At 58.1% G+C, this 21,854-nt stretch carries 26 protein-coding genes and 1 pseudogene; 9 read left to right on the top strand and 18 right to left on the bottom strand.

What is annotated here, in order from left to right; all coding sequences use genetic code 11:
* Window positions 1-358: 358 nt before the first annotated feature.
* Window positions 359-2,260 carry a potassium transporter Kup gene (locus tag PMI18_RS01740; protein WP_007907298.1) on the bottom strand — a complete coding sequence of 634 codons (1,902 nt, stop codon included), beginning with the start codon at window positions 2,258-2,260 and terminating at the stop codon, window positions 359-361.
* A 289-nt stretch (window positions 2,261-2,549) separates the two neighbouring features.
* Here PMI18_RS01740 and rimO point away from each other — a divergent pair, with 289 nt between their 5' ends.
* The 6 genes from rimO (at window position 2,550) to tsaA (ending at window position 7,785) form a co-directional block, all read left to right on the top strand.
* Window positions 2,550-3,887 carry a 30S ribosomal protein S12 methylthiotransferase RimO gene (gene rimO / locus PMI18_RS01745; protein ID WP_007907296.1) on the top strand — a complete coding sequence of 446 codons (1,338 nt, stop codon included), beginning with the start codon at window positions 2,550-2,552 and terminating at the stop codon, window positions 3,885-3,887.
* Between the two features lie 112 nt (window positions 3,888-3,999).
* Entirely contained in the window at window positions 4,000-4,473 is a 474-nt protein-coding gene (locus PMI18_RS01750) for a GNAT family N-acetyltransferase (RefSeq protein WP_007907294.1), read from the top strand.
* 187 nt (window positions 4,474-4,660) lie between these two features.
* Complete coding sequence (locus PMI18_RS01755) at window positions 4,661-5,371, top strand: rRNA pseudouridine synthase (protein WP_007907293.1); 711 nt, start codon at window positions 4,661-4,663, stop codon at window positions 5,369-5,371.
* 75 nt (window positions 5,372-5,446) lie between these two features.
* Window positions 5,447-5,914, top strand: coding sequence for a DUF1456 family protein (locus tag PMI18_RS01760; RefSeq protein ID WP_007907292.1), 468 nt, complete (start codon window positions 5,447-5,449; stop codon window positions 5,912-5,914).
* A 209-nt stretch (window positions 5,915-6,123) separates the two neighbouring features.
* Complete coding sequence (locus tag PMI18_RS01765; protein ID WP_007907291.1) at window positions 6,124-6,894, top strand: SDR family oxidoreductase; 771 nt, start codon at window positions 6,124-6,126, stop codon at window positions 6,892-6,894.
* Window positions 6,895-7,080: 186 nt separating this feature from the next.
* Window positions 7,081-7,785: a tRNA (N6-threonylcarbamoyladenosine(37)-N6)-methyltransferase TrmO gene (tsaA, locus tag PMI18_RS01770; RefSeq protein WP_007907290.1), complete on the top strand. Its 705-nt coding sequence runs from the start codon at window positions 7,081-7,083 to the stop codon at window positions 7,783-7,785.
* Between the two features lie 98 nt (window positions 7,786-7,883).
* On the opposite strand, the gene fpr is transcribed toward tsaA, so the two are convergent.
* The gene (gene fpr, locus PMI18_RS01775; RefSeq protein WP_003443014.1) at window positions 7,884-8,663 is read right to left on the bottom strand and encodes a ferredoxin-NADP reductase; all 780 of its coding nucleotides are present in this window, start codon (window positions 8,661-8,663) and stop codon (window positions 7,884-7,886) included.
* Window positions 8,664-8,784: 121 nt separating this feature from the next.
* On the opposite strand from fpr, the gene PMI18_RS01780 reads away from it, so the two are divergent.
* Window positions 8,785-9,711 carry a LysR family transcriptional regulator gene (locus PMI18_RS01780; protein WP_007907288.1) on the top strand — a complete coding sequence of 309 codons (927 nt, stop codon included), beginning with the start codon at window positions 8,785-8,787 and terminating at the stop codon, window positions 9,709-9,711.
* Here the strand turns inward: PMI18_RS01780 and PMI18_RS01785 are convergent.
* The 3 genes from PMI18_RS01785 to PMI18_RS01795 all read right to left on the bottom strand — a co-directional run bounded on the left by PMI18_RS01785 (window position 9,708) and on the right by PMI18_RS01795 (window position 11,780).
* Window positions 9,708-10,070, bottom strand: a complete 363-nt coding sequence (locus tag PMI18_RS01785) for a diacylglycerol kinase (protein ID WP_007907286.1) — start codon at window positions 10,068-10,070, stop codon at window positions 9,708-9,710. The two genes, PMI18_RS01780 and PMI18_RS01785, sit on opposite strands and share 4 nt — an antisense overlap.
* 75 nt (window positions 10,071-10,145) lie before the next feature.
* Entirely contained in the window at window positions 10,146-10,796 is a 651-nt protein-coding gene (gene erdR / locus PMI18_RS01790; protein ID WP_007907284.1) for a response regulator transcription factor ErdR, read from the bottom strand.
* Between the two features lie 240 nt (window positions 10,797-11,036).
* The gene (locus PMI18_RS01795) at window positions 11,037-11,780 is read right to left on the bottom strand and encodes a tRNA-uridine aminocarboxypropyltransferase (RefSeq protein WP_007907283.1); all 744 of its coding nucleotides are present in this window, start codon (window positions 11,778-11,780) and stop codon (window positions 11,037-11,039) included.
* A 189-nt stretch (window positions 11,781-11,969) separates the two neighbouring features.
* Here PMI18_RS01795 and PMI18_RS01800 point away from each other — a divergent pair, with 189 nt between their 5' ends.
* Window positions 11,970-12,395 carry a PA3611 family quorum-sensing-regulated virulence factor gene (locus tag PMI18_RS01800; protein WP_007907279.1) on the top strand — a complete coding sequence of 142 codons (426 nt, stop codon included), beginning with the start codon at window positions 11,970-11,972 and terminating at the stop codon, window positions 12,393-12,395.
* Here PMI18_RS01800 and PMI18_RS01805 read toward each other — a convergent pair whose 3' ends face one another.
* Window positions 12,396-12,590 carry a hypothetical protein gene (locus PMI18_RS01805; RefSeq protein WP_007907277.1) on the bottom strand — a complete coding sequence of 65 codons (195 nt, stop codon included), beginning with the start codon at window positions 12,588-12,590 and terminating at the stop codon, window positions 12,396-12,398.
* Between the two features lie 488 nt (window positions 12,591-13,078).
* On the opposite strand from PMI18_RS01805, the gene PMI18_RS01810 reads away from it, so the two are divergent.
* Window positions 13,079-14,197, top strand: coding sequence for a TIGR00730 family Rossman fold protein (locus PMI18_RS01810; RefSeq protein ID WP_007907275.1), 1,119 nt, complete (start codon window positions 13,079-13,081; stop codon window positions 14,195-14,197).
* A 42-nt stretch (window positions 14,198-14,239) separates the two neighbouring features.
* Here the strand turns inward: PMI18_RS01810 and recX are convergent, their stop codons facing one another.
* The 12 genes and pseudogenes from recX to PMI18_RS01865 all read right to left on the bottom strand — a co-directional run bounded on the left by recX (window position 14,240) and on the right by PMI18_RS01865 (window position 21,849).
* Window positions 14,240-14,707 carry a recombination regulator RecX gene (gene recX / locus PMI18_RS01815; protein WP_007907272.1) on the bottom strand — a complete coding sequence of 156 codons (468 nt, stop codon included), beginning with the start codon at window positions 14,705-14,707 and terminating at the stop codon, window positions 14,240-14,242.
* Between the two features lie 8 nt (window positions 14,708-14,715).
* Window positions 14,716-15,768: a recombinase RecA gene (gene recA / locus PMI18_RS01820; RefSeq protein ID WP_007907270.1), complete on the bottom strand. Its 1,053-nt coding sequence runs from the start codon at window positions 15,766-15,768 to the stop codon at window positions 14,716-14,718.
* Between the two features lie 83 nt (window positions 15,769-15,851).
* On the bottom strand, window positions 15,852-16,352 hold the full coding sequence (locus tag PMI18_RS01825) for a CinA family protein (protein ID WP_007907266.1): 501 nt from the start codon (window positions 16,350-16,352) through the stop codon (window positions 15,852-15,854).
* Window positions 16,353-16,432: 80 nt separating this feature from the next.
* A complete protein-coding gene (locus PMI18_RS01830; RefSeq protein ID WP_007907264.1) occupies window positions 16,433-16,951 on the bottom strand; it encodes a lysis system i-spanin subunit Rz in 519 nt (172 codons plus the stop codon).
* Window positions 16,933-17,496, bottom strand: a complete 564-nt coding sequence (locus tag PMI18_RS01835) for a glycoside hydrolase family 19 protein (RefSeq protein WP_007907262.1) — start codon at window positions 17,494-17,496, stop codon at window positions 16,933-16,935. Before PMI18_RS01835 ends, PMI18_RS01830 begins: the two co-directional genes overlap by 19 nt.
* A 3-nt stretch (window positions 17,497-17,499) precedes the next feature.
* Entirely contained in the window at window positions 17,500-17,937 is a 438-nt protein-coding gene (locus PMI18_RS01840; protein WP_007907260.1) for a phage tail assembly chaperone, read from the bottom strand.
* Between the two features lie 9 nt (window positions 17,938-17,946).
* Window positions 17,947-18,375 carry a gp53-like domain-containing protein gene (locus tag PMI18_RS32070; protein ID WP_443200882.1) on the bottom strand — a complete coding sequence of 143 codons (429 nt, stop codon included), beginning with the start codon at window positions 18,373-18,375 and terminating at the stop codon, window positions 17,947-17,949.
* 78 nt (window positions 18,376-18,453) lie between these two features.
* A pseudogene (locus tag PMI18_RS30970) lies at window positions 18,454-18,651 on the bottom strand (hypothetical protein); the annotation flags it as partial.
* A gap of 11 nt (window positions 18,652-18,662) precedes the next feature.
* Entirely contained in the window at window positions 18,663-19,148 is a 486-nt protein-coding gene (locus PMI18_RS01850; protein ID WP_007907257.1) for a phage tail assembly chaperone, read from the bottom strand.
* The gene (locus PMI18_RS01855; protein WP_007907255.1) at window positions 19,148-20,068 is read right to left on the bottom strand and encodes a glycine-rich domain-containing protein; all 921 of its coding nucleotides are present in this window, start codon (window positions 20,066-20,068) and stop codon (window positions 19,148-19,150) included. The genes PMI18_RS01850 and PMI18_RS01855 overlap by 1 nt, the downstream gene beginning before the upstream one ends.
* A gap of 132 nt (window positions 20,069-20,200) precedes the next feature.
* Window positions 20,201-20,704, bottom strand: coding sequence for a hypothetical protein (locus tag PMI18_RS01860; RefSeq protein ID WP_007907253.1), 504 nt, complete (start codon window positions 20,702-20,704; stop codon window positions 20,201-20,203).
* Complete coding sequence (locus tag PMI18_RS01865; protein WP_007907251.1) at window positions 20,701-21,849, bottom strand: hypothetical protein; 1,149 nt, start codon at window positions 21,847-21,849, stop codon at window positions 20,701-20,703. The genes PMI18_RS01860 and PMI18_RS01865 overlap by 4 nt, the downstream gene beginning before the upstream one ends.
* Between the last annotated feature and the right edge of the window lie 5 nt (window positions 21,850-21,854).

The raw sequence follows: 21,854 nt of genomic DNA, 5'->3' as shown, positions 1-21,854 counted from the left end.
GGATGGCCGATCGCGGCGGGCCAACGGAGCAGGACCGGAGCGAGGGCATGCCGAGCCTGGGCGAGGCACCGAACGACAGGGGCAAAAGCCCTTGGTTACTTGGGGCTTTTCCAAGTGACCCGCCGTCAGGGCGGAACCCTAAGTGGCCATTACCGCAGCAACGGATATGTACACCGAATCGGGAAGATGTGTAGATACCCATGCCGCGATGACGGTGGCAGATCCGGCATTGATGTGACAGACATACCGCTATCGCGGGCAAGCCCGCTCCCACAGGGATTTTCGTAGGTTCGGATCAAGTGCCAGACACAAAAAAGCCCCCGCTACCTTCATGGCAACGGGGGCTTTTCGTTGTGGCTTACATCTCGACCTGTGTACCCAGCTCAATCACCCGATTCAACGGCAAATTGAAGAACCGTAGATTACCGTTGGCATTCTTCAACATGAAGGCGAACAACGCCTCGCGCCAGCGGGCCATGCCTTCCAGTTTGGAGGCAATAACCGTCTCGCGGCTAAGGAAGTAGGTCGTGCGCATCGGGCTGAAATTCAGGTCATCCAGATGGCACAGTTTCAAGGCCTCAGGCACGTCCGGTTCGTCGGTGAAGCCGAAATGCAGGATTACCCGGAAGAACCCTTCGCCGTAGGAATCGACATCGAAACGCCGCTGTGGCGGGACGCGCGGGATGTCTTCGTACACCACTGTCAGCAACACGACTTGCTCGTGCAGCACCTGGTTATGCAGCAGGTTGTGCAACAGCGCGTGAGGCACGGCATCCGGGCGAGCGGTGAGGAACACAGCCGTGCCCTGGACCCGATGCGGCGGTTGCACGCGGATACTGCTGATGAAGATCGGCAACGGCAGCCCGCCTTCGTCCAGTCGATCCACCAGCAGTTGCTTGCCACGTTTCCAGGTGGTCATCAACACGAACAGCGCGATACCGGCAATCACCGGGAACGCCCCGCCCTGAATGATTTTCGGCACGTTGGCGGCGAAGTACAGACCGTCCACCAACAGGAAACCCAGCAACACCGGAACCGCGAGGATCGGTGGCCACTTCCACAGCAGCAACATCACCGCCGACACCAGGATGGTGGTCATCAGCATCGTGCCAGTCACCGCCACGCCGTAGGCCGAAGCCAACGCGCCGGAGGACTCGAAGCCCAGCACCAGCAGGATCACGCCAACCATCAGCGCCCAGTTCACCGCGCCGATATAGATCTGGCCTTGCTCGGCACTGGACGTGTGCTGGATGTGCATCCGCGGAATGTAGCCGAGCTGGATCGCCTGACGAGTGAGGGAGAACGCACCAGAAATCACCGCCTGAGAGGCGATTACCGTGGCCAGGGTCGACAACCCCACCAACGGAATCAGCGCCCAGCTCGGTGCCAACAAGTAGAACGGGTTACGGGCGGCTTCCGGATCACCGAGCAGCAACGCGCCCTGACCGAAGTAGTTCAGCACCAACGCCGGCAGCACCAGAATGAACCAGGCCCGGGCAATCGGCTTGCGACCGAAGTGGCCCATGTCGGCGTACAACGCCTCGGCACCGGTCAACGCCAGCACCACAGCGCCAAGAATCGCGATCCCCATGCCCGGGTGGACCATGAAGAAGCGTACGCCCCACACCGGATTCATCGCCTGCAACACTTCCGGATGCTGACTGATGCCATACACGCCCAGCGCGCCCAGTACCAGAAACCAGGTGACCATGATCGGCCCGAACAGAATGCCGATCCGCGCCGTACCGTGACGCTGAATCAGAAACAATGCCACCAGCACGATCAACGACAGCGGCACCACCCAATGGTCGATGCCCTCGAATGCCAGCCCAAGGCCTTCAATCGCCGAGAGAACGGAAATCGCCGGGGTGATCATGCTGTCGCCATAGAACAGCGCCGCGCCGATCAGCCCGCAGACGACCAGCAAGGTACGCAACTTCGCATGACCCGCCGCTGCCCGCCGCGCCAGCGCGGTCAAGGCCATGATTCCGCCCTCACCCTGGTTGTCGGCACGCAGCACGAACATCATGTATTTGATCGAGACGACCCAGATCAGCGACCAGAAGATCAGCGCAAGAATGCCCAGCACGCCGTCATGGTTGACCGGCACGCCATAGCCACCGGAAAACACTTCTTTGAGGGTGTACAGCGGGCTCGTGCCGATATCGCCATAAACCACCCCGACTGCTGCGACCAGCATACCGATCGGCTTCGCCGCCGAATGCTCGGCGCCTGCCACCTGACTACTTGCCTGCCCCATCCAAAACTCCTACTACTCAGACACGGACTTCTTATAGGAAGCACTATGCTTTGTGGTGCAGCATGCGCTGTTTTACGTGTTGTTACAGACGTTTTATTGACTATAGAAAATCGGTAAAGCGTAACGGCGCGAAGCATAGCGCAGCACTCGTCGTATTTCCCTGCATAAAGCTGGTCAAGTGCGCCTCTCATCGCTAGAATTGCGCACTTTTTGACCAGAGACGCAACATAGCGTCCGTCTGTCGCCTTGCCGACTTCGGCTGGAGGCGTCCCAAATACCGAGGTTAGACATGTCCACCACTCCTGCGCCGGCCAATCCAAAGGTTGGCTTCGTATCCCTGGGTTGCCCGAAAGCACTGGTCGACTCCGAGCGCATCCTTACCCAGCTGCGCATGGAAGGCTATGACGTTGTGTCCACTTACGAGGACGCCGACGTCGTGGTGGTCAACACCTGCGGCTTCATCGACTCGGCCAAGGCAGAGTCCCTGGAAGTGATCGGCGAAGCCATCAAGGAAAACGGCAAGGTCATCGTGACCGGCTGCATGGGCGTCGAAGAAGGCAACATTCGCAAGGTGCACCCAAGCGTATTGGCCGTGACCGGTCCGCAGCAGTACGAGCAGGTGGTCAACGCCGTGCACGACGCAGTGCCTCCGCGTCAGGATCACAACCCGCTGATCGACCTGGTGCCGCCGCAAGGGATCAAACTGACCCCGCGCCACTACGCCTATCTGAAGATTTCCGAAGGCTGCAACCACAGCTGCAGCTTCTGCATCATCCCGTCGATGCGCGGCAAACTGGTCAGCCGTCCGGTCGGTGATGTACTGGACGAGGCTCAGCGCCTGGTCAAGGCCGGCGTCAAAGAGCTGTTGGTGATCTCGCAAGACACCAGCGCCTACGGCGTCGACGTGAAATACCGCACCGGCTTCTGGAACGGCGCGCCGGTGAAAACCCGCATGACCGAACTCTGCGAAGCCCTCAGCACTCTCGGTGTCTGGGTACGTCTGCACTACGTTTACCCGTACCCGCACGTCGACGAGCTGATCCCGCTGATGGCCGCCGGAAAAATCCTGCCGTACCTGGACATCCCGTTCCAGCACGCCAGCCCGAAAGTCCTGAAAGCCATGAAACGCCCGGCCTTCGAAGACAAGACCCTGGCGCGGATCAAGAACTGGCGCGAAATCTGCCCGGACCTGATCATCCGTTCGACCTTCATCGTCGGCTTCCCTGGCGAAACCGAAGAAGACTTCCAGTACCTGCTGAACTGGCTGACAGAAGCCCAGCTGGACCGCGTTGGCTGCTTCCAGTACTCGCCGGTCGAAGGCGCACCGGCCAACCTGCTGGACGCGGCCATTGTGCCGGACGACGTCAAGCAAGACCGTTGGGACCGCTTCATGGCGCACCAGCAGGCCATCAGCTCGGCGCGCCTGCAAATGCGCATCGGCCGTGAAATCGAAGTGCTGGTCGATGAAGTCGACGAGCAAGGCGCGGTCGGCCGCTGCTTCTTCGATGCCCCGGAAATCGACGGCAACGTGTTCATCGATAACGGCAGCAACTTGAAACCAGGCGACAAAGTTTGGTGCAAAGTGACCGATGCCGACGAGTACGACCTGTGGGCTGAACAGATCTAAATGCAAAAAATATAAAAAGCCCCGCTCTCTTGACGAGATGCGGGGCTTTTTTACGTCTATCGTTTTGTGAGAGAAAGAACTCGCGTCATCTACGCAAGAGAGGCCAGCGGGCATGCGCCAACACTCGGTCATTCACACACCGAAACAGAGCGACTACGAAGAACTCACCCAAGTGTGGGAAGCCTCGGTGCGCGCCACCCATGACTTTCTGCCCGACAGCTACATCGACCTGCTGAAGAATCTGGTGCTGACCCGCTACCTCGACGCGGTCATGCTGATCTGCACCAAAGACTCACGCCAGCGCATCACCGGGTTCGCCGGCGTCGCGGCGGGCAAGATCGAAATGCTCTTCATCGACCCGGCGCATCGCGGCAAAGGCCTGGGCAAGCAATTGCTGCGCTATGCCCTGGAACACCTGAACGCCGATGAGCTGGACGTCAATGAGCAAAATCCGCAGGCCTTGGGGTTCTACTTCAAGCAGGGTTTTGAGGTGATCGGTCGCTCCGAGCACGACGGTATGGGTCAGCCGTATCCGTTGCTGCACATGCGTTTGCGTCAGTCTCAACAATTGACGCGCAATGGCTGACGCACCATAGAACAAATGTGGGAGCTGGCTTGCCTGCGATTGCATCACCTCGGTGCAACTGACATACCCCGTTGTCTGCATCGCAGGCAAGCCAGCTCCCACAAAAAACCATACTGCGCAAATGGAGCCGGGATTAACCGGCGCCCAGCAGGTACAATGCCCACCCCTTTTTTGTTACGGCCCTGTCATGACTGACCCGATTCGTCTCTCCAAACGCCTCATCGAACTCGTCGGCTGTTCCCGTCGGGAGGCTGAGCTGTTCATCGAGGGCGGCTGGGTCACCGTGGACGGCGAAGTCATCGACGAGCCGCAGTTCAAGGTCGACACCCAAAAAGTCGAGCTCGATCCCGAAGCCAAGGCCACTGCGCCGGAGCCGGTGACCATTCTGCTCAACGTCCCTGCGGGCATGGACGCGGAAACGGCCATGGCGACCATCAGCGCCGAGACCCTGAGCGAAGAACACCGCTACGGCAAACGCCCGCTCAAGGGCCACTTCCTGCGCCTGACCGCCAGTACCGATCTGCAGGCCAATGCCAGCGGTCTGCTGGTGTTCACCCAGGACTGGAAGATCCTGCGCAAACTCACTGCCGACTCCGCCAAAATCGAGCAGGAATACGTGGTGGAAGTTGAAGGCGACATGGTGGCTCACGGCCTCAACCGCCTGAACCACGGCCTGACCTACAAGGGCAAGGAACTGCCGCCGGTCAAAGCCAGCTGGCAGAACGAAAACCGCCTGCGTTTTGCGATGAAGAACCCACAACCGGGCGTGATCGCCCTGTTTTGCCAGGCCGTGGGCCTGAAGGTCGTCGCCATCCGCCGCATCCGCATCGGCGGTGTGTCCATCGGCAAAGTGCCGTTGGGGCAATGGCGCTACCTGTCCGGCAAAGAGAAGTTCTAAGACTTTTCACGCCGCCCTACATTTCGGCGCCGCGGCTTATGCGACGCCCACTGCTGAATATCAGGATTGCACACCATGATTCATAACGACGTACTGCGCAGCGTGCGCTACATGCTCGACATCAGCGACAAGAAAGTCATCGAGATCATCAAGCTCGGCGGCATGGACGTGTCCATGGAAGACCTGCTGACGTACCTCGACAAGAAAGAGGAAGACGAGGAAGGCTTCGTACGCTGCCCGGACGAGGTCATGGCGCATTTCCTCGATGGCCTGGTGATCTTCAAGCGCGGCAAGGACGAAAGCCGTCCGCCGCAGCCGATCGAAGTGCCGGTGACCAACAACATCATCCTGAAAAAGCTGCGCGTAGCCTTCGAGCTGAAGGAAGACGACATGCACGCGATCCTCAAGGCGGCCGAGTTCCCGGTGTCCAAGCCTGAGCTGAGCGCGCTGTTCCGCAAGTTCGGCCACACCAACTACCGCACCTGCGGCGACCAGTTGCTGCGCAACTTCCTCAAGGGGCTCACTCTTCGAGTGAGAGCGTAAAGCAGCTGCAGGCTACAAGCCGCAAGCGGATAGTGTCTAGCTTGTAGCTTGTAGCTTGTAGCTTGTAGCTTGTAGCTTGTAGCTTGTAGCTTGTAGCTTGAAACTTGTAGCTGGGCCGTATGGCCCCCCATTCCTCGCAAAAATAGTGGCTCCGCTTCCAGCGGCTGACGGCTAGGGTGTACTGACCCTTTGCCCTCAGGACTCGCCCTATGCACCCGTATTTCTCTCTCGCAGGCCGCAACGCTCTGGTGACCGGCGGCACTCGCGGTATCGGCAAAATGATTGCCAAGGCTTATGTCGAGGCTGGCGCCACTGTGTACGTGTGTGCCCGTGATGCCGACGCCTGTCAGCAAACTGCCAACGAACTCGGTGCCTTCGGGGTTTGTCATGCGGTAGCTGCCAACCTGGCCCACGAAGAAGGCGTCCAGCAATTGGCCGCGCAATTGAGTGAACAGATCGGTCAGCTGGATATTCTGGTGAACAACGCCGGTACCACGTGGGGCGCGCCGCTGGAGAGTTACCCGGTCAAGGGCTGGGAAAAGGTCATGCAGCTGAACGTGACCTCGGTGTTCAACTGCATCCAGCAATTTCTGCCGTTGCTGCGCAAGGCTGGTTCGGCGGCGAATCCGGCACGGATCATCAACATTGGTTCGGTGGCCGGGATTTCGTCCTTCGGCGAACAGGCGTATGCCTACGGCCCGAGCAAGGCTGCCCTGCATCAACTGTCGCGGATTCTGGCGCGGGAACTGGTGAGTCAGCACATCAACGTCAACGTGATTGCACCGGGGCGTTTTCCGAGCAAGATGACTCAGCACATTGGCAATGATGAACAGGCGTTGGCCGAGGACACGGCGCTGATTCCGATGAAGCGCTGGGGGCGAGAGGAAGAGATGGCTGCCTTGGCGATCAGTTTGGCGAGTACGGCCGGGGCGTATATGACTGGGAATATCATTCCTTTGGATGGTGGGTTCAGTCTCTGAGATTGGTGGTGCGGCCATCGCGAGCAGGCTCGCTCCCACAGGGGCCTGCTGTGACCACAACATTTGTGCCCGCCGCAAATCAAATGTGGGAGCGAGCCTGCTCGCGATGACGGACTAACAGTCACCACCGATCTCGCGACCGCTCGGGTTATCATGCCCACCCCAACTCCGCTTCGACCCCAAACCATGACCTACAGCGTTTCCCCCATCGGCTTCGTGCGCTCCTGCTTCAAGGAGAAGTTCGCCATTCCGCGCCAACCGCAACTGGCCCCGGCCGCTCGAGGCGTGCTGGAGTTGGTGGCGCCGTTCGATCAGGGTGATGCAGTGCAGGGGCTGGAGCAGGTCAGCCATGTCTGGCTGCTGTTTCTGTTCCATCAGGCCCTGGAAGAAAAACCACGCCTGAAAGTCCGCCCTCCCCGCCTGGGCGGCAACAAATCCATGGGCGTATTTGCCACTCGGGCAACGCATCGACCCAATGGCATCGGTCAATCGGTGGTCAAACTGGACAAGGTCGAAGCCAATCGGCTGTGGATCTCCGGCATCGACCTACTCGACGGGACGCCGATTCTCGACATCAAACCCTACGTGCCTTACGCCGACATCATCGATACGGCGTCCAACAGCATCGCCAGCGCCCCGCCATCGCTGATTCCCGTCCAGTGGACAGACTCAGCACTGCAACAGGCTCACGGCCACGCTCAGCGGCTTGATGAGCCCTTGGTCGAGCTGATCGAGCAATGCCTGGCACAAGACCCACGCCCGGCGTACCAGATTCCTACGCCAGAAAGGGAATACGGCGCGCAGTTCTGGGATGTGGATGTGCGCTGGCATTACCCGACGCCTGACCTGATCCGCGTCCTCGAAGTCATTCCCGTCTCCAATCAGGCATAAAAAAGCCCCCATTGCCTGCACAGGCAATGGGGGCTGATCATTCCCACGCTCCGCGTGGGAATGCATCCAGTGACGCTCTGCGTCACCCAAACAACGGCTTACTTCTCGACGAATGCACGCTCGATCAGGTAATCACCCGGCTCGCGCATCCGCGGCGAAACTTTCAGGCCGAAGCTGTTCAACACTTCGCTGGTCTCGTCGAGCATGCTCGGGCTGCCGCACAGCATGGCGCGGTCGTCCTGCGGGTTGATCGGTGGCAGACCGATGTCGCTGAACAGCTTGCCGCTGCGCATCAGGTCGGTCAGGCGGCCTTCGTTCTCGAACGGCTCGCGGGTCACGGTCGGGTAATAGATCAACTTGTCACGCAGCGCCTCGCCGAAGAACTCGTTCTGCGGCAAATGCTCGGTGATGAACTCGCGGTAAGCGACTTCATTGACGTAACGCACGCCGTGGCACAGGATCACTTTTTCGAAACGCTCGTAGGTTTCCGGGTCCTGGATGACGCTCATGAATGGCGCCAGACCGGTACCGGTGCTGAGCAGGTACAAATGTTTGCCAGGCTTCAAGTCATCCAGTACCAGGGTGCCGGTAGGCTTTTTGCTGATGATGATCTCGTCGCCTTCCTTCAGATGCTGCAACTGGGAAGTCAGCGGGCCATCAGGCACCTTGATACTGAAGAACTCGAGATGCTCTTCCCAGTTCGGGCTGGCAATCGAGTAAGCGCGCATAAGCGGGCGGCCGTTGGGCTGTTGCAGGCCGATCATCACGAACTGACCGTTCTCGAAGCGCAGGCCCGGATCGCGGGTGCACTTGAAGCTGAACAGAGTGTCGTTCCAGTGGTGAACACTGAGGACACGCTCGTGGTTCATGTTGCTCATGTACGTGGGACTCCTGGAGATTTGCCTGCGCCGATGATGTGCGCAATTGCATCGCATTCTAATGGCAGCGACAATATCTGTTAAATGGATTATTAAGATAAGGGTTATCGGTTATATCGATATGCGATTTACTCTCCGTCAACTTCAAGTATTCGTCGCCGTCGCCCAGCAGGAAAGCGTATCTCGTGCTGCCCTGACGCTCAACCTCTCGCAATCGGCGGCGAGCACCTCGATCACCGAGCTAGAGCGTCAATGCAGCTGCCAGCTGTTCGATCGCGCCGGCAAACGGCTGAGCCTCAACGCCCTTGGCAAACAACTGTTGCCGCAGGCGGTGGCTCTGCTCGACCAGGCCAAGGAGATCGAAGACTTGCTCAACGGCAAGTCCGGTTTCGGCTCTCTGGCGGTCGGCGCGACCCTGACCATCGGCAATTACCTCGCCACCCTGCTGATCGGCAGCTTCATGCAGCGCCATCCGGAAAGCCAGGTGAAGCTGCATGTGCAGAACACTGCCAACATCGTGCAACAAGTCGCGCATTATGAAATTGATCTGGGTCTAATCGAGGGCGACTGCAGCCATCCGGACATCGAAGTTCAGAGTTGGGTCGAAGATGAGCTGGTGGTGTTCTGTGCGCCTCAGCACCCCTTGGCCAAACGTGGCATCGCGACCATGGAGGAGCTGAGTCATGAGGCGTGGATTCTCCGCGAACAAGGCTCGGGCACACGGCTGACGTTCGACCAGGCCATGCGACACCATCGCAGCGCGCTGAACATTCGCCTGGAACTGGAACACACCGAAGCGATCAAGCGCGCGGTGGAATCAGGTTTGGGGATTGGCTGCATTTCGCGCCTGGCGCTGCGCGATGCGTTCCGCCGCGGCAGCCTGGTGCCCGTGGAAACACCGGATCTGGACCTGGCGCGGCAGTTCTATTTCATCTGGCACAAACAGAAATATCAGACATCGGCGATGCGCGAATTCCTCGAACTGTGCCGCGCGTTCACCGCCGGGGTTCAGCGCAGCGACGAGATCGTCCTGCCCACCATCGCTTAAAGCAGAATCACCGCCCACACCAGCGCGATCATGCTCAACGCCACGAATTGAGCAGCGCTGCCCATGTCCTTGGCGTTCTTGGACAGTGGATGCAACTCAAGGGAAATGCGGTCGATGGCCGCTTCCACCGCCGAATTGAGCAGCTCGACGATCAAGGCCAACAGGCAGACCGCAATCAGCAGCGCCTGCTCGACACGGCTGACGTTGAGGAAGAATGACAACGGAATCAGGATGGCATTAAGCAACACCAGTTGCCGGAAGGCTGCTTCACCGGTGAAGGCCGCGCGCAGGCCGTCCAGGGAGTAACCAGAGGCGTTGAGGATGCGTTTGAGGCCGGTCTGGCCTTTGAAAGGTGACATAAAGTAGGCAACTGACCAAAAAGGAGTGGGAAAGCTAGATGAAGCAAAGTCAAAAAAGCGTGAACACGTAGCGCCTTAGTTGCTCGAAATTGACTCAAGTTGTTGCAAGAGCAGCGCTGCCTGAGTCCGGGTCCGCACATTCAGCTTACGGAAAATGGCCGTGACGTGGGCCTTGATCGTCGCTTCGGAAACGCTCAACTCGTAAGCAATCTGCTTGTTCAGCAAACCTTCACAGACCATGGTCAATACCCGGAACTGCTGCGGTGTCAGGCTGGCAAGGCCTTCGCTGGCAGCCTTGGCTTCGGCGGAAACGCTGACCGCTTCGAAGGCCTGGGGCGGCCAGAAAACGTCGCCATCCAGCACCGCGCGTACGGCTTTCTGAATGACGCTCAAATCACTGGACTTGGGAATGAAACCGCTGGCGCCGAATTCACGGGACTTCACCATGATCGATGCTTCTTCCTGAGCCGAGACCATCACCACCGGAATCTGCGGGTACTGCCCACGCAACAGCACCAACCCGGAAAAACCGTAAGCCCCCGGCATGTTCAGGTCCAGCAATACCAGATCCCAATCGGCCTTTTCGTCCAGACGGGTTTCCAGCTCGGCAATGCTCGCCACTTCCACCAGACGGACATCCGGGCCCAAGCCCAGGGTCAACGCTTGATGCAGGGCGCTACGAAAAAGAGGATGGTCATCGGCAATCAGGATTTCGTATGTGGCCATTTTTCAAATGATCCTGTTTTTTTATGGGATGCCTGATGCATTCAGGCCTCGCCAAAACAACTCGAGGTGCAGCCACGCAGCAGCACCAACAGGGCACGTTCAACGCCAATTACGTAAAAAAAGCAGCGTTTCAAACCTTGGCCGCGCCCTAATCGGCGCCAAGCATGCCCAGCGAAGCCGGGGTGGTCAAGTTGCATGGCCCTGCCAGCAAGCGTGGTTCTTTTGCAGTATGGGCGATGCTCAGCAAACAACAGGCGCCGAGTGTTGTACGAAGGGCATCAGCTCGGCGTGGGCCGGTGTTGCAACATTCATCTCCAGCTGATGTTTAGCGTCCAGGTAATGCTGGCTGAACACATCAAAATAAGCGTCCAGCGCAGAGGCAGCGTCTGTATCACCGGCAAGATCGAGGCACAGCGCCGCCACTTCGGCCGTGCACAGGTGCTCGCTGCGAGTGGACCTGCGCAATCGGTATCGTGAAAGCTTCTCGGGAAGCAGGCTCAGAATCGGGAACGCATCAAAATAGGGACTTTTGCGGAAAATCTTCCGGGCTTCGGTCCAGGTGGCGTCCAGCAGAATGAACAATGGGCGCTTGGTGCTATCAACCTCGACGCTGTGGGTAACTCGCTCGGGCTCGACGTATTCGCCAGGAAACACCAGATAGGGTTGCCATTGCGGGTCCGCCAACAGCGCCAGCAATTGTTCATCGATTTCCGTGCGCGACCAGATGAATGCGTGGTTGTCGCGCACCACATCGGCAATCAGCCAACCGGTGTTGCTTGGTTTGAACACTTCTTTATTGGTCATGATCAGGCACACCCCGCTACGGGTGTCGACCTGCGGGCGCCAGGCGCACAGGCAGTGGCTTTCGATCACACGGCAGGCACGGCAACGGGTTGCTCGCCAGCCACGGGCCTGAATCGGCTTGATACCCTCTTCCTCTCGCTGATCGCGCAAGCGGGCTACGGCGTTGGGGGCGTGGTTCATCGTGAGCAACACCGGCAGACAGGAAAACTCGACACAAACGGCACTCGGCAAGGCAATAAAGGCCAGCAGTTTACCAGAGCGGCCAGCGCAAGCCTGTACCGTCCAGGCGGGCTCCCCTATAATTCGCCGCCACTGAACGCACAGTCACGTGGCTGGTCGAACCACCAGTCACTGAACCAGGAGAGTTTCATGCTGCGCCTTATCGTTCCCACCGCTGCCATTCTGCTGGCGTCGTCCTTCAATGCTCAGGCTGCTTCCTTGAGTGAGCAGAATCTGAACAGAGAGCTGCGAAACGTCGCCGTACAAAGCAGTGTCGGCACGCCACGGGCGATCAACGAAGACCTTCTGGATCAGGGTTATACCGTCGAAGGCAATCAGCTGATCAATCATCTGAGCGTTCAGAGCAGCCACGCCGACAAGATGCGCGCCGATCCGAAAGCCGTGTACTTCCAGCTTGGCGCCTCCGTCTGCCGAAACGACGGGTTCCGCAAGCTGATGGCCAAGGGCGCGATCATGCGTTATGACTTCACAGAAGTGAAAACCAATCGCCCGGTCGGCTCTGCAAGCTTCCAGGAATCGGATTGCCCGAAAGCCACACCGGCCAAGAAAAAGTAATCAACGGGAATTGGCGCGCCGCTGTTCATCCTCGGCGCGCAATTCTGCCAACAACGCCTGCAAGTAGCGCGAACGTCGCTCCCCGCCCTCCAGACGCCGGCAGCACTCCTCTTCGAGACTCAAATGATTGGTCTCGGCTGATAACTTCAGCAATCGATACAGTTGCGCATCGATTTCCAGAGTGACTCTGGGCATGGTTTCCCGCCTCCCTGCACGCATTGATCGTCGTTGATCACGCGAAAAATCCTTGAATTGCTTGAACGCTGCGTCCTGCCATTGACGCAAAGTTGTCGTGTCACGCCTGTAACTTAGTAAATCAGAGCGCAGGACATACGGCTTGCGTTCAGACGAGCGGTGAAAGCACCTTGCAAATCGTCAATAAGCGGTTGCCAGGAAAGACTTTGCGGCGCAATGATCAAGCAGCAAAAATCGTTGCGAGGGTCTAAATTCAAAGTGTTCATGTGGTTTTTTTCAGGGCAGAAAAGGGGCTGCCCATTGCGTGTCTTATTGTGCGAACGTTTCTTTCATTCAAGGGATAAGCAGAGCCCGTATGGATGGCTCGATTGCAATCGAGTCAGGTGGAGCGCCCAGGCAAGGGCTTGGGCAGACAGCGACACAAGGGGTGTCGCGGCGCCGACGATTGTTTTGTCGGGCCAAGGGTTCTGTGCAGAAGGAGAAGTTGAATGCCTTACCAACCGAATGACCTCCTGAGCCGTCATTTTCAAGAAAGCGGCCACGACCTCACCAGCAAGGTCGAAGAACAACTCAACCTGGTTTCACCCAACAGCCCCAACATCCCGATTTACCGCGACATGATCCTGACTGTGCTGCGCATGGCCCAGGAAGATCACAACCGCTGGAATGCCAAGATCACCCTGCAAGCCCTGCGCGAACTCGAACATGCTTTCCGTGTAATGGAGCAGTTCAAGGGACGACGCAAAGTCACTGTTTTCGGCTCGGCCCGCACGCCGATAGAACACCCACTGTATGGTTTGGCCCGAGAACTTGGCGCCGCTCTGGCGCGCTCGGACATGATGGTCATCACCGGTGCTGGCGGCGGTATCATGGCGGCGGCCCACGAAGGCGCCGGTCTGGAACACAGCCTGGGATTCAATATCACCCTGCCCTTCGAGCAACATGCCAATCCCACGGTCAATGGCACCGGGAATCTACTGCCCTTCCACTTTTTCTTTACCCGCAAGCTGTTCTTCGTCAAGGAGGCCGATGCGCTGGTCCTGTGCCCAGGCGGTTTCGGTACGCTGGATGAAGCGCTGGAAGTGCTGACCCTGATCCAGACCGGCAAAAGCCCGCTGGTGCCTGTGGTGCTACTGGATGCGCCGGGCGGCAAGTTCTGGCAAGGCGCGCTGGACTTCATTCATCAGCAACTGGAGGAAAATCGCTACATCCTGCCAACCGACATGAAGCTGTTGAGCCTGGTCTACAGTGCCGAAGAGGCTGTGGAGCAGATCAATCAGTTTTACAGCAACTTCCACTCCAGTCGCTGGCTCAAACATCAGTTCGTGATTCGCATGAACCACAAACTCAGCGACCGGGCGCTCGAACACATGCAGGAGACATTCGCCGACCTGTGCCTGAGCGACCATTTCCATCAGCACGCCTACAGCGGTGAGGAACACGACGAAGCACAGTTCAGCCATCTGGCGCGACTGGCCTTCACCTTCAACGCCCGTGATCATGGCCGTCTGCGGGAGCTCGTGGACTACATCAACCTGCCGGAAAACTGGGCCCAGTCCAAACCCCAGGCGCAACAACGCACACGGGAACCGTCCAAGGTAACGTGAGGCAAAAAAAACGGCCCGCTATCGAAATAGCGAGCCGTTCATTCAATCGTCCATCCCTCGGCCGCTGAACAAGCGGCTGATCATTTCCATGGAATACCCCCGATAACTCAGGAACCTGCCCTGCTTGGCACGTTCCCGGGGATCTATCGGTAAGTGCCCGGAGAATTTTCGCCGCCAGGTGTCTTCCAGTTGTTCCTGCCAGTTGATACCGCTCTCGCGCAAGGCGAGTTCGATATCGGTACGTTGCAGACCGCGCTGGCTCAACTCTTCGCGAATTCGCAAAGGGCCATAACCGGAACGGGCGCGGTAGGAAACGAAGCTCTCGAGGTAACGGGACTCGGACAACAGGCCCTCTTCCGTCAAACGGTCGAGTGCTGTGTCGATCATTTCAGGGAGGGCGCCGCGCTGACGCAGTTTACGCGTCAGCTCGACTCGACCATGCTCGCGTCGCGCGAGCAGGTCCATTGCGGTTCGCCGCACCGCGACGAGTGTATCGAGTACGGCGGTCATCGGATCAATCAGATATCAGCGTCAGCCAGGTCATCAGCCGTCTCTTTGACTGGCGATGCTTTGACGTCCGGCGCTGGGGTCAGCAACTTGTCACGCAGTTGCTTCTCGAGCTTGGCGGCGATTTCCGGATTGTCCGCCAGGAACTTGGCCGAGTTGGCCTTGCCCTGACCGATCTTGGTGCCTTCGTAGGCATACCAAGCGCCGGACTTCTCGACGAAACCATGCAGCACGCCCAGATCGATCATCTCACCGTTGAGGTAGATGCCCTTGCCGTAAAGAATCTGGAACTCGGCCTGACGGAACGGCGAAGCCACCTTGTTCTTCACGACTTTGACGCGGGTTTCGCTACCGACGACTTCATCACCTTCTTTCACTGCGCCAGTACGGCGGATGTCCAGACGAACCGATGCGTAGAACTTCAGCGCGTTACCACCGGTGGTGGTTTCCGGGCTGCCGAACATCACGCCGATTTTCATACGGATCTGGTTGATGAAGATCACCAGGCAGTTGGCGTTCTTGATGTTACCGGTGATTTTACGCAGCGCCTGGGACATCAAACGGGCTTGCAGGCCCACGTGCATGTCGCCCATTTCGCCTTCGATTTCAGCCTTCGGCACCAGAGCGGCCACGGAGTCGACGATGATCACGTCTACCGCGTTGGAACGCACCAGCATGTCGGTGATTTCCAGGGCTTGTTCGCCGGTGTCCGGCTGGGAAACCAGCAGGTCGTCGACGTTGACGCCCAATTTGCCGGCGTACTCAGGATCGAGGGCGTGTTCGGCGTCGACGAATGCGCAGGTCGCGCCGGCTTTTTGAGCCTGGGCGATCACCGACAGTGTCAGGGTGGTTTTACCGGAGGATTCAGGACCGTAGATCTCAACGATACGGCCTTTTGGCAGACCGCCAATGCCGAGCGCGATGTCCAGACCCAGAGAGCCAGTGGAAATAGCCGGGATCGCCTGACGGTCCTGATCGCCCATACGCATTACGGCACCCTTGCCGAATTGACGTTCGATCTGACCCAGGGCCGCAGCCAAGGCTTTCTTCTTGTTGTCGTCCATTAAAGTCCTCACGTAATCAATAAGGCCTGACGGCCAACACCTGTATAAGTAGCCAGTATTATTCCACAGCGTTTCAGGATCGCCTACCCCTGATTTGAGATTTCTCCAGCGGCATGGCGCAGCAGCCCCTCTAGCGCGGCCTTCACCGTTTGTCGGCGGACCTCGTCACGGTTACCGGGAAAGTACTGCACCTCGCTGAACACCTGCTCACCGACGCCCCAGGCCAGCCACACCGTGCCCACGGGCTTGCTCGGCGAACCACCATCCGGCCCGGCCACACCGCTGACCGCCACGGCAAAACGCGCCCGGCTTTTTTCCTGCGCGCCGCGGACCATGGCCTCGACCACCTCGCGACTGACCGCCCCGACAGTTGGAAACAACTCGGCCGGGACATCCAGTTGCTGGGTTTTCTGGCGGTTGGAGTACGTGACATAACCGGCCTCGAACCACGCCGAACTCCCCGGAATACGGGTGATCGCCTCGGCAATCCCCCCACCGGTACAGGATTCGGCGGTAGTGACGTGGGCATTGAGAACCTGCAAGCGTCTGCCAAGTTCAGCGGCCAGCTGAGTGATATCTTTCACGGCTCTCTCCTGATCGAGCGGAATGAGGCCTACCGTACACGAGCCGATCACGCTTGCAAGGTTCAGGATCGATCAAAATGTTAGCGAGCGAGGGCTCTGACATAGGCCTGACATGCCTGCAGGGCAATCAGTCCGCTATCGCCTGCGTCGGTGATGGCGATAATTCGTTGAGCATGCGCCGGGTCAAGTCGGGCTCGCGGGGCGCCATGATCCACGCCGCCGGCGCTGGAGGCGGCTGGCACTGCACAGGTTGAGGCAGCGTCGTTGGCATCAAGGAGGACTGACAAGCGCATATCAGCAGTGGCAAGACGATCGCGCAGGCGATCTTGATCACGTTCGGCATCGCTAAGCGCTCGATAATGGGATTGTTCACTGGCCGACAGCCGTTGTTCCAGAGTCAGACGCTTGTCCTGCTCGGCCTGTTGCTGGGTGGCGGCGGCCAGAGTCTGTTGGTTAAGGGTCTCGGCGTGCAGCCTGGCCTGCTCCGCCAGTTGCCGGCCGTAACGCCAATCCTGAAACTGCCAGGCCAATGACGCCGAACAACCGGCCAGCACCAGCAGACCGATCAGTCGCCAGCCGATCAGACCGAAGGCTGGCATAGCACCGCCCTCGCCCGCGCCCAGATTTCCAGACGATCCTGCAAGCCGTTCAACCCACCGTTGATACGGCGGGTGATGCTGTTGAACTGATCGCGGTCAGCCAATTCATTCAAACCGTTCTGCTCCCAGAACCATGCTGCTGATTCGGCCGCCCATTGGGGTTGTTCCAACAGTTCAGGCAGAGACAGCAGACGTTCATCGCCGAACAGACCGAGGCTGCATTGACGGTAGTTGTTGCGGCCGGTGATCTGGATCAGGCCACGGCCACGGTATTTTTGACCGTCGCCGTCGGGTTCTGGAGTGTTGCCCAAGCGGGCGGCCAGAGTGCCGGTGTCGTATTTGCTCAGGTATTGAATGCTGCCCAGTTCACGTACGTACTGCAACTGCCCCGACTCGTGACCGACTTGCGCGAGGAAGGCGGCGATGCGTTTTGGGGTGTTGATGTTGCGGTGAGACATGGCGGTGTTCAGGGCGGAAATGAAAACGCCCGCTTGGTGGCGGGCGTTGGGGAGTATCTGCAATAACTTCTGTTGGGTGAGGGACATCACTCATGCTCCGCTGAGTGTTTGTGCCAACCAATCCGGGGCCAACGGTCTACTGGTCTCTTTTGGAAAACCAGAGGTAATGGGCCAATCTCGCAACTCCTGTCGATAATTCAATAAGTCATGGAAATCATCAGTGGTCAAAGTAAGCGGCACACTAGCGGCCTCCTCGTCCCGATCCCGATCAACTAGCCATTGAGTGGCCATGAGTTGTTCATCACGCCACCTACGCGCCGATGCAATCAGCTCAAACTCGGTCGCCGGAGTGGAATCGATCAGAATCGGTAAACCATCGACATCGTGACTGCGATCTTTGCCAGGCTTCGGGTCACCAATGACTGCCAGAAAGCGCTGCTGAGTGATAGGCACCGCATCGTTTGGCATCTTCGCATGCAATCCAGACAAATAAATACAACCCGTGGATTGGCTATAAAAACGTTCCATTAACCCCCCTTAACGCCCTATAGCGATGGCACCGAAACCGCATGGCAGTATCGATGAGTACAAAGTGAACCCCGTCAGAGTCTTAGGCCCCAACGATACACTTGCCGGAGCGGAACCATTAAGGGTTGTAGGAAACACTCCAAAACAGGCATTTGGAAATGCAAGCGTAAAACTTGAATAAGCACCTTGAATGCCAAGTGTTGAAGTTCCGATCCATTGAATGATCAGACCTCCAAGCCATGATGGAAAAACGATATATCCGTTAGTCGTGAGACTGATTGCAAAACCGAAGCGCAAGTTTTTTGGCGTTACTATCGTTACATCGTTCACCCCCTCATTGGTTTGGGACTGACTTGCTATTCTCGCCACACCCGCAATGGTCTCGGTTGCCTGCTGAACATTTTTAGCGATTGCTTGAAAGACTCTTAAGGAAGTCATCCGTTTTGCATTATCGATGCCTGTCTCTGCCTCCTGTTGGGACGCGACAGGGATAATGCTGTCTGTCACTTTAATGGCGATCGCCGCGTTCAGTTGAGTGTTGTCCTGCTCATCGGGCACAAGCCCGGCAGATTGAATGACACTAATCATTTCTTCACTGACTGCATTGCCCCACTGCGCGGGAATCAATGACCCGGCCGATCCGATTATGGGGTTCTCATTCACAAACTTCCCATTCACCAAACCTGCACTGGGTACACTCTTTGGATAATCCATTCATTCGATCCTCAATTAAAACTTGAAGTTTCTGACAAAACACATGCCAGACAGCCTGGCGCCTCCGGCCGGGCCGCTATAGCTGGAAAGTTTTCAGCGGCAGGCCAGTCGCGCAACGCTTGTCGGTACTCAAGCAACTCCAAGTGCTGTTTCACCGTGAGCGTTGTAACGCGTCCAAGCTCCTGCTCATCACGATGGCGCGTCGTCAGCCATTGACTGCTCGCAAGAATGGATTGGCGCCAGTCCCGTTCCTGCGCCCATGGATCTTCGCTCTTTGTATCCGATGTATCAGCCATACCTGATGCACCCAATACAACGGGAAGCTCGAAGGTCTGTCCTATATCGCTAATCGAAGTGCCTGGCTTTACATCAACACCTTCGGGTACACGTACCATCGAGGTCAGAAAATCCGGAGCAAATAATTGGTTGATCTCGTAGTCGCCCGTATCAACCAACTCAACAATAGTCCCATCTTCTACACGTGCATAAACGGCCATTATTCGTACTCCCAGATTTCACAAAAGGCATTGCCACCGGGTCCACTCAGGCACGAGGCCGAAGCATTGGTCGAGCAGCTGCCACTGCCTCCTGAACCTCGCGCGCCGGGATTACCATTGCCGTTCACGCCCGTGAAAGAGCCACCACCGTCAAATGGACTGGCGCCTCCCGCCCCAGATAGAAGTCCCCAGTTGGTGTTGCTCATCGCATAACCACCGTGAATACCGCGAGCGTTGGCCAGATTTCCTCCTGTTACAGCCAGTCCTCCCGCGCCTCCCTGAACAAATCCGGAGGTGTTTGCTACAAACGTCAGAATTTGTCCGCCATAACCTCCCGCCGCGCTCATGTAGGACCCGAAGGAAGCGCCGCCTCCCGCAGCCCCCATCGCATTGCGCGCGGCACCTCCGGATCCCAATGTAATAGGTATCCCGGCCAACATTTCCGCGTTCACGTCATAGAGACTTTCGGCATAGGCACCTGAGCCACCACCACCGCCCAAACTTTGATAAGTCGCCGCGACAGGCGGGCAGCCGGCCCCGGAACCACCGGCGCCCACCAACCGCACGCGAATTCGTTTGGCCTTGGGATTGGGGCGGTAGACCGTGATCCCAACAGTATCGAATTGCTTGACCGCCAACAGTCGGCCTACGGCATCGGTGATGCCGTAACCACTTAATGTGGTAGGGGTATTGTTCATCTTGGTGAAATCGACCAATGCGCCAATCGCCAGCACCAATTGGTCATTTTTGGCTTCGTCAGGTGTCAGCCCCGCAGCCTTGATGACGTTCAGAATCTCTTGTGTCACGCCATTTCCCCAGGTCGCGGGAATCAGCGATCCCGGTGTCCCGACGATGGGGTTTTCATCGACAAACCAGCCATTGACCAAGCCGACGCTGGGCACGTTTTTTGGATAATCCATACGTCTTTCGTTCCTCTGAAATAACAAATGAACCGTGTCGATGCGGTGGTCGATGCAATCGCACCCACGGTCTCTTCAAAAAAAAACCCACAAATACGTGGGCCTGAACAGGGAGAAGTGAATGGCTCTCGCCTAGCTGACGAATTCACGAATAGCCACCAACGCTTCATCGCCAACACTACGGGCCAGATCCATCTTGCCCTTGGCTGCGTGCGTGCGGATTTGCGTTTTGGCCTTGAGGCGCAATGTGCGCAGGGTCAGTAAGTTGTCGCTCAGCTGCGCGGCTTTGCTCAGTATCTGCTCAGCGGCCTGCTTGGCCGTCCGGCCTTTAACGATCCATGCAGAGACGGCCAGCGGCACGTCTTTTTTCGGGTAACCCGCATCCTGAAAGGCTTGGGCGTCGACGGCGGCCTGGGCGTATTCCATGGCTTTGAGAGGATCACCGGCCAGAGCAGTGCGCGCGCTGTCTGCGGCAGCATCGACTTTGGCGCACAGGCGTTCGGTTTCCTGTTGTTCCAGCAGGGCGACTTTCGCGGCGTCCAGCACCCATTGTTCACCGTCCCAGTCATGGGCGGCAGAAGGCTGTGCAGGACGCAGACCGTCCTCGAACTGATGTAGCTCTTGAATAACGTTCATCGAATCAACTCCCAGGAAAGACTGACATTGACTGCTGCCGAGAAGTTGACCGCGATCCCAGTGGCGTAATCAGACACGGGGTGGTTCTTGATCCCCATACTGAACAGCAATTCATCGCTGACGGCGCTGGTCGAACCGAGCATGTGTTCGGCCTGATAGGACTGCCACAACGAGCGCAATTGCAAATGGTCGAAACTGGCGGTCAGGGTCGTGACCGTGGCGTCGTTGACAAAGTTATTGGTAAAGATCACGCACGGCATCGGGTTCGTCCAACCACCATCGTGATTGGAGCTTGTGGTCAGCGCCGGTGAGAGAAAGCAGTAGTTGCCACCAACCCAACCCGTTGGCGCAAACGACACCCCAGTGATCTCGGTCGCCGAAGGCGTCGGGTTCCCCACCACCAGACGTGCCGCCCGGGCATGAGGATCCAGAGGCAGGTAAACCACACCGCTGCCGTTGACGGTTTGCGTCCACGCCAATCGGTTACGGTTGTAGATCGGCCTGACGACCGGAACGGACCCTGGTGCGCCCGTCATCACCCAGGCAATGCAGATGTCCAGCGGCGTGGATTGAAAACCGCCCCCCGCTCCGCCATTGACAGCACCCTTCAGACCTTCGGGCGCAACGTCATAGATTGTTCCTCGTTGCATGTAGAACGTCAGCGCACCACCGATCACCTGCGCACGCAGGAAGTAGCTGGAGGTCGCCAACAAATCACTGCTCCACGCTTGGGTGGTAAACGTCCGCGCCCTGCCCAACTGCCCCGCGACGACTTCCTGGCCAATGCTGACCAATACCCCCGCCGGAATCGACACCCGGCCGCCGCTGGTCGAAACTGCCGCCGGGGTTACCGGCAAACGCCCATCCGCCGTAGCCACCGTGGCCGGCGGCAACGAGCCGATCGGCAATGCCGAATCCAGATTCCAGCCCTTGGCGGACACGCTCTGAATTGCTTGCAGCAACTGATCGTACTTCGTCTCGTCCGGAGTCAGATCCCCGGCCTTGATGACGTTCACAATTTCCTGCGTTACCCCATTCCCCCAGTCCGCCGGAATCAACGATCCCGGCGTCCCGGTCAACGGGTTCTCATCGACAAACTTCCCATTCACCAACCCGGCGCTGGGCACACTTTTCGGATAATCCATCTCTC

The sequence above is a fragment of the Pseudomonas sp. GM102 genome (genome assembly GCF_000282555.1).
GTDB lineage: Bacteria > Pseudomonadota > Gammaproteobacteria > Pseudomonadales > Pseudomonadaceae > Aquipseudomonas.
Note: the sequence above shows the minus strand (reverse complement) of the source record. Positions and strands in the feature narration are given on the sequence as shown.

What these genes read in the sequence shown, in the direction of transcription:
- PMI18_RS01740 (WP_007907298.1), bottom strand. Translation starts at nt 2,260, where the DNA reads ATGGGGCAGGCAAGTAGTCAGGTGGCAGGCGCCGAGCATTCGGCGGCG.
- rimO (WP_007907296.1), top strand. Translation starts at nt 2,550, where the DNA reads ATGTCCACCACTCCTGCGCCGGCCAATCCAAAGGTTGGCTTCGTATCC.
- PMI18_RS01750 (WP_007907294.1), top strand. Translation starts at nt 4,000, where the DNA reads ATGCGCCAACACTCGGTCATTCACACACCGAAACAGAGCGACTACGAA.
- PMI18_RS01755 (WP_007907293.1), top strand. Translation starts at nt 4,661, where the DNA reads ATGACTGACCCGATTCGTCTCTCCAAACGCCTCATCGAACTCGTCGGC.
- PMI18_RS01760 (WP_007907292.1), top strand. Translation starts at nt 5,447, where the DNA reads ATGATTCATAACGACGTACTGCGCAGCGTGCGCTACATGCTCGACATC.
- PMI18_RS01765 (WP_007907291.1), top strand. Translation starts at nt 6,124, where the DNA reads ATGCACCCGTATTTCTCTCTCGCAGGCCGCAACGCTCTGGTGACCGGC.
- tsaA (WP_007907290.1), top strand. Translation starts at nt 7,081, where the DNA reads ATGACCTACAGCGTTTCCCCCATCGGCTTCGTGCGCTCCTGCTTCAAG.
- fpr (WP_003443014.1), bottom strand. Translation starts at nt 8,663, where the DNA reads ATGAGCAACATGAACCACGAGCGTGTCCTCAGTGTTCACCACTGGAAC.
- PMI18_RS01780 (WP_007907288.1), top strand. Translation starts at nt 8,785, where the DNA reads ATGCGATTTACTCTCCGTCAACTTCAAGTATTCGTCGCCGTCGCCCAG.
- PMI18_RS01785 (WP_007907286.1), bottom strand. Translation starts at nt 10,070, where the DNA reads ATGTCACCTTTCAAAGGCCAGACCGGCCTCAAACGCATCCTCAACGCC.
- erdR (WP_007907284.1), bottom strand. Translation starts at nt 10,796, where the DNA reads ATGGCCACATACGAAATCCTGATTGCCGATGACCATCCTCTTTTTCGT.
- PMI18_RS01795 (WP_007907283.1), bottom strand. Translation starts at nt 11,780, where the DNA reads ATGAACCACGCCCCCAACGCCGTAGCCCGCTTGCGCGATCAGCGAGAG.
- PMI18_RS01800 (WP_007907279.1), top strand. Translation starts at nt 11,970, where the DNA reads ATGCTGCGCCTTATCGTTCCCACCGCTGCCATTCTGCTGGCGTCGTCC.
- PMI18_RS01805 (WP_007907277.1), bottom strand. Translation starts at nt 12,590, where the DNA reads ATGCCCAGAGTCACTCTGGAAATCGATGCGCAACTGTATCGATTGCTG.
- PMI18_RS01810 (WP_007907275.1), top strand. Translation starts at nt 13,079, where the DNA reads ATGCCTTACCAACCGAATGACCTCCTGAGCCGTCATTTTCAAGAAAGC.
- recX (WP_007907272.1), bottom strand. Translation starts at nt 14,707, where the DNA reads ATGACCGCCGTACTCGATACACTCGTCGCGGTGCGGCGAACCGCAATG.
- recA (WP_007907270.1), bottom strand. Translation starts at nt 15,768, where the DNA reads ATGGACGACAACAAGAAGAAAGCCTTGGCTGCGGCCCTGGGTCAGATC.
- PMI18_RS01830 (WP_007907264.1), bottom strand. Translation starts at nt 16,951, where the DNA reads ATGCCAGCCTTCGGTCTGATCGGCTGGCGACTGATCGGTCTGCTGGTG.
- PMI18_RS01835 (WP_007907262.1), bottom strand. Translation starts at nt 17,496, where the DNA reads ATGTCCCTCACCCAACAGAAGTTATTGCAGATACTCCCCAACGCCCGC.
- PMI18_RS01840 (WP_007907260.1), bottom strand. Translation starts at nt 17,937, where the DNA reads ATGGAACGTTTTTATAGCCAATCCACGGGTTGTATTTATTTGTCTGGA.
- PMI18_RS32070 (WP_443200882.1), bottom strand. Translation starts at nt 18,375, where the DNA reads ATGACTTCCTTAAGAGTCTTTCAAGCAATCGCTAAAAATGTTCAGCAG.
- PMI18_RS01850 (WP_007907257.1), bottom strand. Translation starts at nt 19,148, where the DNA reads ATGGCCGTTTATGCACGTGTAGAAGATGGGACTATTGTTGAGTTGGTT.
- PMI18_RS01855 (WP_007907255.1), bottom strand. Translation starts at nt 20,068, where the DNA reads ATGGATTATCCAAAAAACGTGCCCAGCGTCGGCTTGGTCAATGGCTGG.
- PMI18_RS01860 (WP_007907253.1), bottom strand. Translation starts at nt 20,704, where the DNA reads ATGAACGTTATTCAAGAGCTACATCAGTTCGAGGACGGTCTGCGTCCT.
- PMI18_RS01865 (WP_007907251.1), bottom strand. Translation starts at nt 21,849, where the DNA reads ATGGATTATCCGAAAAGTGTGCCCAGCGCCGGGTTGGTGAATGGGAAG.